Source organism: Clostridium thailandense, from assembly GCF_019207025.1.
In the GTDB taxonomy this organism is placed as follows: domain Bacteria; phylum Bacillota; class Clostridia; order Clostridiales; family Clostridiaceae; genus Clostridium_AM; species Clostridium_AM thailandense.
Genome location: NZ_JAEEGC010000255.1, coordinates 1 through 5980 on the forward strand (window position 1 = coordinate 1; position 5980 = coordinate 5980).

Below are 5980 nucleotides of genomic sequence, written 5' to 3' on the forward strand. Positions count from 1 at the left end.
ATATCTCGCAGAATAAGTCTACTTTCTGCCATACTTACCTAAGTGCGACAGCCCCATTTTGATGTGCGCTGTTTGTTTTAATAAAAATAAAAAATTGACATGGATAAAATTAAGTGGTAATATAATCACATACCAAACGGTCGGTATCAAGGAGGCGTTAAACTAATGAATGATACAAGAGAACATATTTTGAGGGTTTCTTATAAACTTTTTCTTAAAAAGAGCTATAAAGAAGTTACCATGAAAGAGCTTGTGGAGAACTCGGGCTTGTCAAAAGGTGCATTCTACCATTATTTTGAGGGTAAGGAACAGCTTTTTGGGGAAGTTATTGATAAATCTTTTAGTGATTTTTCAGTGGACTATAGCAAGTTCAGTCATGATTCTTTATATGAATTTTTTCATGACTATATAAAGTTTATTAATGAAAGAATGGAATTGTTCAAGAAAAATAATGACTGTGATAGTGTGTTTGATTTAAATTATTTTTCTTTAATTTTTGATGCATGTAAGCTTATTCCAAGCTTTTATGAAAAATTAAATGCTAATTTACAGGATGAACTTAATGCATGGACAGCAATAATAAAGCTTGCTAGAGAAAAGGGAGAAATTAAATCTCCTATGAGTGACGAGCAAATTGCAAGAATATTTATATATACCAATGATGCATCTAGTCTTCAAAACATATTGAAAGGTCAAGAGCCAGTATTATCCAGTTCTTTATTGCAGCTTTGGAAGGATTTTTATGAAGAAATAAAAGAATAAATTTTTTTAACGCTTACATACCGAACGGTCGGTTTTAAAGTGAATAGACTTTAAGGTTAAGTTAATTTTAGGTATGGAATTTCACAAAGGTCAAGAAAGGAGATGATTTTTATGAAAAGAAGGATATCAAGCATACTTATGGCAAGTGTATTAGGAGTCAGTTTATTAAGCGGCTGTAGTGCAGGCAGCGCTCCGAATGTCAGCACTCTTCAAACAAAGTTGATTAAGAGTGATAGCAATGAATACATGATGGCAGGAAAAATTGAAGCAAATGAAAATATTGATATAACATCAAAAATTACTGCCAAGGTAGAAGCTATAAATGTTGAGGTTGGCTCTAATGTAAAAGAAGGAGATGTGATAATCAAACTGGATTCGAAAGATCTTAATGCCCAAGTAGCTGAAGCCCAGGCAGGGGTTGAAACTGCCAATGCAAATCTTGCGAAAATTCAAAATGGAGCAAGGCCTGAAGAGATAACTAAGGCTCAGGCGGCAGCTTCTAGTGCTAAGGCAACCTATGATAATGCAAAAGAGAATTATGATAGAAATGTTCAGCTTTTTAATAAAGGTGCTATTTCCCAAAGTCAGCTTGAGCAATATAAAACTGAGCTAGCTAATGCAGAAGGATCCTATAAGTCTTATGAAGCTGATTTAGAGATGCTAATTAATGGTGAAACACAGGAAACTATTAAAGTGGCACAGTCGCAGGTAGAACAGGCACAAGCTGCCTTAAATTTGGCAAAAGTTCAGCTTAATAATGGAATAATTGTATCTCCAATATCGGGAGTTGTAAGCAGTAAAAATGTAAGCAGCGGAGAGCTTGCTGAAGCTGGATCATCCCTAGTTACGATTGTAAATTCAGATGCGCTGTATATAAATGCATATCTTCCAGAATCACTAATGAACAGAGTAAAGATTGGACAAGAAGTTGCTATTAAAGTATCTAACGTTTCGAATAAAGTCTTTAATGGTAAAATACTGGTAATTAATCCTGTAATTGATTCAGAAAATAAAAATGAATTAGTGAAAATAAAATTTGAGACACAGGATCCATTGCTAAAGCCAGGAATGTTTGCAGAAATAGCTTTAAAAAACTAAGGGCAGGTGAGAGATATGAAAGGAAAACGTAAGGTAGTAATTTTATCATTATTAGCAGCGATGACTGCTACACTTATAGGAGTAGGAGGGTACTATTGGTACAATAGCACGTACTATGTTTCCACAGAAGATGCTCAGGTGACTGGTGATTTTTTTAAAGTAACACCACAGATATCTGGAAAGCTCTTGGAATTTGATGCTAAAGAAGGCGAAAGGGTAGTTAAAGATCAGATTCTTGGGCATGTTGAAGCAATTGGAGCTGGTGATTCCAGTATAGACACATCCCTTCTTAGAGCTCCCATAACCGGTATTATAATAAAAAAACAGGGTGAAATTGGTGAAATGGATTCCGCCGGATCTACACTTGCTGTACTCATTGATCCAAGTAAGCTATATATAAATGCAAATATTGAAGAAACAAAAATTAAAAAGCTTAAGGTAGGGCAAAATGTTGATATTAAGATCGATCAATATAAAGGTGAAAAATTCAAGGGCAAAGTGGAACAAATAGGATTAGCTTCTAATGCGGCATTTTCACTACTTCCTTCAGCATCAAGCGGAACTTTTACTAAGGTTGTTGAAAAGGTTCCGGTTAAAATTAAGCTTGAAAAATATGATGTCAATCTCTTGCCTGCTACTAATGCCGTTGTAAAAATCCGTGTAAAGTAGGTGAGGTGAATGGAAAAGAATAAAGCAGCTTCATACAAATGGGTTATTTTAATTACTATTGTTTCCGGATGTTTTATGGTAAGTTTGGATTCCAGTATTGTAAACCTTGCAATTACTAAGATGATGACAACTTTTAATGCAACCCTTGATCAAATAAAATGGGTATTAACCGTTTATACACTAGTCATGGGGATTACAATACCAGCCAGTGGATATTTAAGTGATAGATATGGTACGAAAAATGTATTCGTATTATCAATTGTTTTATTTACTATAGGTTCATTGCTTTGCGGATTATCTTGGAATGGAACGTCAATTGTTATCTCCAGAATAGTACAAGGCATTGGAGGAGGATTAATAATTCCGATAGCCAATACAATATTAATGAGTACTTTTGATAAAGAAGAGAGAGGAATGGCTATTGGAGTTATGGGTATTGCAGTAATGGCAGCTCCAGCCATAGGCCCAACTTTAGGTGGTTATATTATTGAAAACTTAGATTGGAGGCTTATCTTTTTAATTAACATTCCAATAGGAATAGCTGGCACAATACTAGCGAGCATAGTATTAAAAAATTCAGAGCATAAATCTACAAAAAATCTGGATATAATAGGGTTCATAACATGCAGTATTGGACTTGGATGTATATTATATGTGCTTGGAGGCGATAACATTGATTGGGGAGATATTAAAAACATAGTATTGATAATTATAGGCTGCTACAGCTTAATAATATTTGTTGCAAATGAGCTGATGATCTCGGATCCAATGCTTGATTTACGCCTTTTAAAAAACTATACTTTTTGTATGAGCAACATTATTCTAAATATTGCGGTATTGGCACTTTATGGTGGTATATTTCTTGTGCCGATTTTTATGCAGCAGCTTAAAGGACTTTCACCATTTCAGACAGGCCTGGTGCTGTTTCCGGAAGCTATTGCTACGGCAGTGTCCATGGTCATATCGGGTAAGTTCAGTAATAAAGTGGATACAAGGGTAATGGCAGTTTTAGCGTTAATACTTCTTGCCTTAAACAGCTACAGTATGTCTAAAATAACTTTGAATACTCCGAGTAATGATATCACTATGCTTTTACTCCTAAGAGGAATGGGAGTAGGACTATTAATAGCACCGGTTCAGACAGCGGGCTTCAATGCAGTTTTAAAGAGGGAAATGCCTAATGCTTCGGCTATTATAAATACTATGAAGCAAATAGGTGCCTCCGTTGGGATTACTATTATAACCAGTATAATGCAGTATAGAAATACTATTAATTATGCCGATATATCTTCAAAAATAAATGCTTTTAATCCAAATAGTATTACTCTTTTAAAATTGATACAGGGCATATTTTTAGGCAGTGGGCTCAGCCAAGCTGATGCTCAGGGTGCAGCTATAACTGAAGTTTATGCTGTGGTGGCAAAACAAGCTGAGCTTCAGGCACTTAACGATACAATGTTTGTTATATGCATAATAAGTATTATTACCATACTCCCAACTCTATTACTAAAAGAAAACAAGGGAACAAACGGGGAAGTGATGGGAGACTCCTAGAGGCATGAACAATTTGCTAACTAAAATCAAAAGAAAATTCCAGCAGGGAAAATGAACTCCGAGAACTTTTTATCGGAACAAATCTGTAAAAATATATGACCGCAGAATTTAACATATGTTTTCTTGAAAACTTAAAGGAGTAGAAGATAAAAGTATAAGGTATTGCAATTTAAAATTATTATTGATTTTAAATGCAATATCTTATTTCTATCTAGAATTGGATAGTTTTTATTTTTTAATTTTTTTGTAATTTTCATCAAAATACTTGCCGTTGCGAATGTCATCTGTCATGCCTTTATAAGGAGATTCGGAGATAACATCTTCATTATTTTGTCCTGCATTACCCATATAAGTTATGGTTGCAAATTCAGGAACAACGTATTTTGGATAAGTTTCATATTTTTCTCGAGATTCTTCCATTAAATCAATATGTTCATTTTGATAACATACTGTAATTTCTGGATGTTCATGAACCCATTTTGGAAAGAATATAACGCCATGGAGTTTTCCTTCATTTGGCATAAAGTCTAATGCTACATCAGTACCAGTTGGTTCAGTCCAAGTGATTTTAAATACTCCATCTGTTAATTTTACAATATTTGCTTCTTGGTCTGTTACCCAACGGCCAGCTACCATACCGCCATGGATACGATAATCGACAGTGTGGTCGTTCTTGGCATACCATTCGTATTCCCAACCATTATCATAAGTGTAGATAAAATGTGTTCCTAAAAAATCGTTTAGGTCTTTAAATATTTTTTTTCCTGTCATTGAATTTGTTCTCCTTTCATCAAAGAAAAAAACATGTAAATATAAACATGTATGAATTTACATGTTTGATTATAAATATTATGTTATACTCAAAATAGGGAGTTGTCAATAGAAATAAAAATCTAGTAGCTTTCAATAAAGAAATATTTTAGAAAAACAATAGCTAGATATTAATTTTAAGTTTTATATGAGATAAATAATAATTGCAGGAAGTGTTCCATAATAGTAAAAAATAGTACTTGGCCTTTTATGCTTGCCGCAGCTTAGGCGGAAGTAAAACAACCAAGACCAATCTAATAAATAAAATTAACATCATGATTTTAATCTGAAAACTTGATATAATGGGTGGTTGAATAAGGACTATGATGATATAAAAAGGATAGAGTATTGGGACTTAATTTCATTAATGATTTTAAGTAAAATACTCTATCCTTTTTATTTTTTTGAAAGTGATGAAATAAAGTCATCTATCATAGATTCAAAGCTCTCATCTAAAGTTACTTTATTATTATGAAAATATCCAAAGGAATATAACGAGACAAAACCATGCAAAAGACTTCTTAAAGCTCGACTCTTATGAACCAAACGGACTTCATCCTTAATGTAAAACTCTAAAATCTGACGAATTATACGAGTAGTTCCTTTTGCTAAATTAAATAGCTCTGAGTTCTCAGTACTTGGAATACTCATAAGAAGTCTATAAGCGGTCGTATTTTCAAAAGCAAACTCTTTATAAATCTTTGCATATTCTTTTATGGCTTCATCGCCACTCTTACCAATTAAGCTCTGCATTAACTTTTGATTTAATTCATTTAAAAGATATACTGTCATTTCTATTTTAAGGCTATCCATATTATTAAAATGATTATACAAAGAAGGATATTTTATATTCAATTTTTCAGCGATTTTTTGGAAATTAAGTTGATTAAGACCAATTTCATCTGCCAAAGAAAAAGAGACCTGAATAATTTTTTCTTTGGTTAAATTTCTTTTTTGCATTCACTTCTCACTCCTATAATCTTATGTCATATAAAGAAGCACGACCGATACTTAACTTATACTCCGGTACATGTTTCCAAGCTTCGGCACGATAAAAACTTTTTGCCAATCTAAAGCTCAGCATTTT

The 5980-nt window shown here is 33.3% G+C and carries 6 protein-coding genes; 4 read left to right on the forward strand and 2 right to left on the reverse strand.

Features of this window, described 5'->3' with window-relative positions; genetic code table 11:
• The first annotated feature begins 165 nt into the window (after positions 1-165).
• From I6U48_RS29380 to I6U48_RS29395, 4 genes are all read left to right on the forward strand, one after another.
• On the forward strand, positions 166-762 hold the full coding sequence (locus I6U48_RS29380) for a TetR/AcrR family transcriptional regulator (protein WP_218324060.1): 597 nt from the start codon (positions 166-168) through the stop codon (positions 760-762).
• A gap of 111 nt (positions 763-873) precedes the next feature.
• Positions 874-1860, forward strand: coding sequence for an HlyD family secretion protein (locus I6U48_RS29385; protein ID WP_218324061.1), 987 nt, complete (start codon positions 874-876; stop codon positions 1858-1860).
• Between the two features lie 15 nt (positions 1861-1875).
• Positions 1876-2529, forward strand: coding sequence for an HlyD family secretion protein (locus I6U48_RS29390; protein WP_218324062.1), 654 nt, complete (start codon positions 1876-1878; stop codon positions 2527-2529).
• 9 nt (positions 2530-2538) lie between these two features.
• Positions 2539-4083 (forward strand): DHA2 family efflux MFS transporter permease subunit, encoded by a 1545-nt coding sequence (locus tag I6U48_RS29395; protein ID WP_218324063.1) that lies wholly within the window; start codon positions 2539-2541, stop codon positions 4081-4083.
• Between the two features lie 228 nt (positions 4084-4311).
• Here the strand turns inward: I6U48_RS29395 and I6U48_RS29400 are convergent, their stop codons facing one another.
• Both I6U48_RS29400 and I6U48_RS29405 read right to left on the reverse strand, forming a co-directional pair.
• Positions 4312-4854 (reverse strand): phenolic acid decarboxylase, encoded by a 543-nt coding sequence (locus I6U48_RS29400; RefSeq protein ID WP_218324064.1) that lies wholly within the window; start codon positions 4852-4854, stop codon positions 4312-4314.
• A gap of 435 nt (positions 4855-5289) precedes the next feature.
• Positions 5290-5853: a TetR/AcrR family transcriptional regulator gene (locus I6U48_RS29405; protein ID WP_218324065.1), complete on the reverse strand. Its 564-nt coding sequence runs from the start codon at positions 5851-5853 to the stop codon at positions 5290-5292.
• Between the last annotated feature and the right edge of the window lie 127 nt (positions 5854-5980).

What these genes read in the sequence shown, in the direction of transcription:
- I6U48_RS29400 (WP_218324064.1), bottom strand. Translation starts at nt 4,854, where the DNA reads ATGACAGGAAAAAAAATATTTAAAGACCTAAACGATTTTTTAGGAACA.
- I6U48_RS29380 (WP_218324060.1), top strand. Translation starts at nt 166, where the DNA reads ATGAATGATACAAGAGAACATATTTTGAGGGTTTCTTATAAACTTTTT.
- I6U48_RS29405 (WP_218324065.1), bottom strand. Translation starts at nt 5,853, where the DNA reads ATGCAAAAAAGAAATTTAACCAAAGAAAAAATTATTCAGGTCTCTTTT.
- I6U48_RS29390 (WP_218324062.1), top strand. Translation starts at nt 1,876, where the DNA reads ATGAAAGGAAAACGTAAGGTAGTAATTTTATCATTATTAGCAGCGATG.
- I6U48_RS29395 (WP_218324063.1), top strand. Translation starts at nt 2,539, where the DNA reads ATGGAAAAGAATAAAGCAGCTTCATACAAATGGGTTATTTTAATTACT.
- I6U48_RS29385 (WP_218324061.1), top strand. Translation starts at nt 874, where the DNA reads ATGAAAAGAAGGATATCAAGCATACTTATGGCAAGTGTATTAGGAGTC.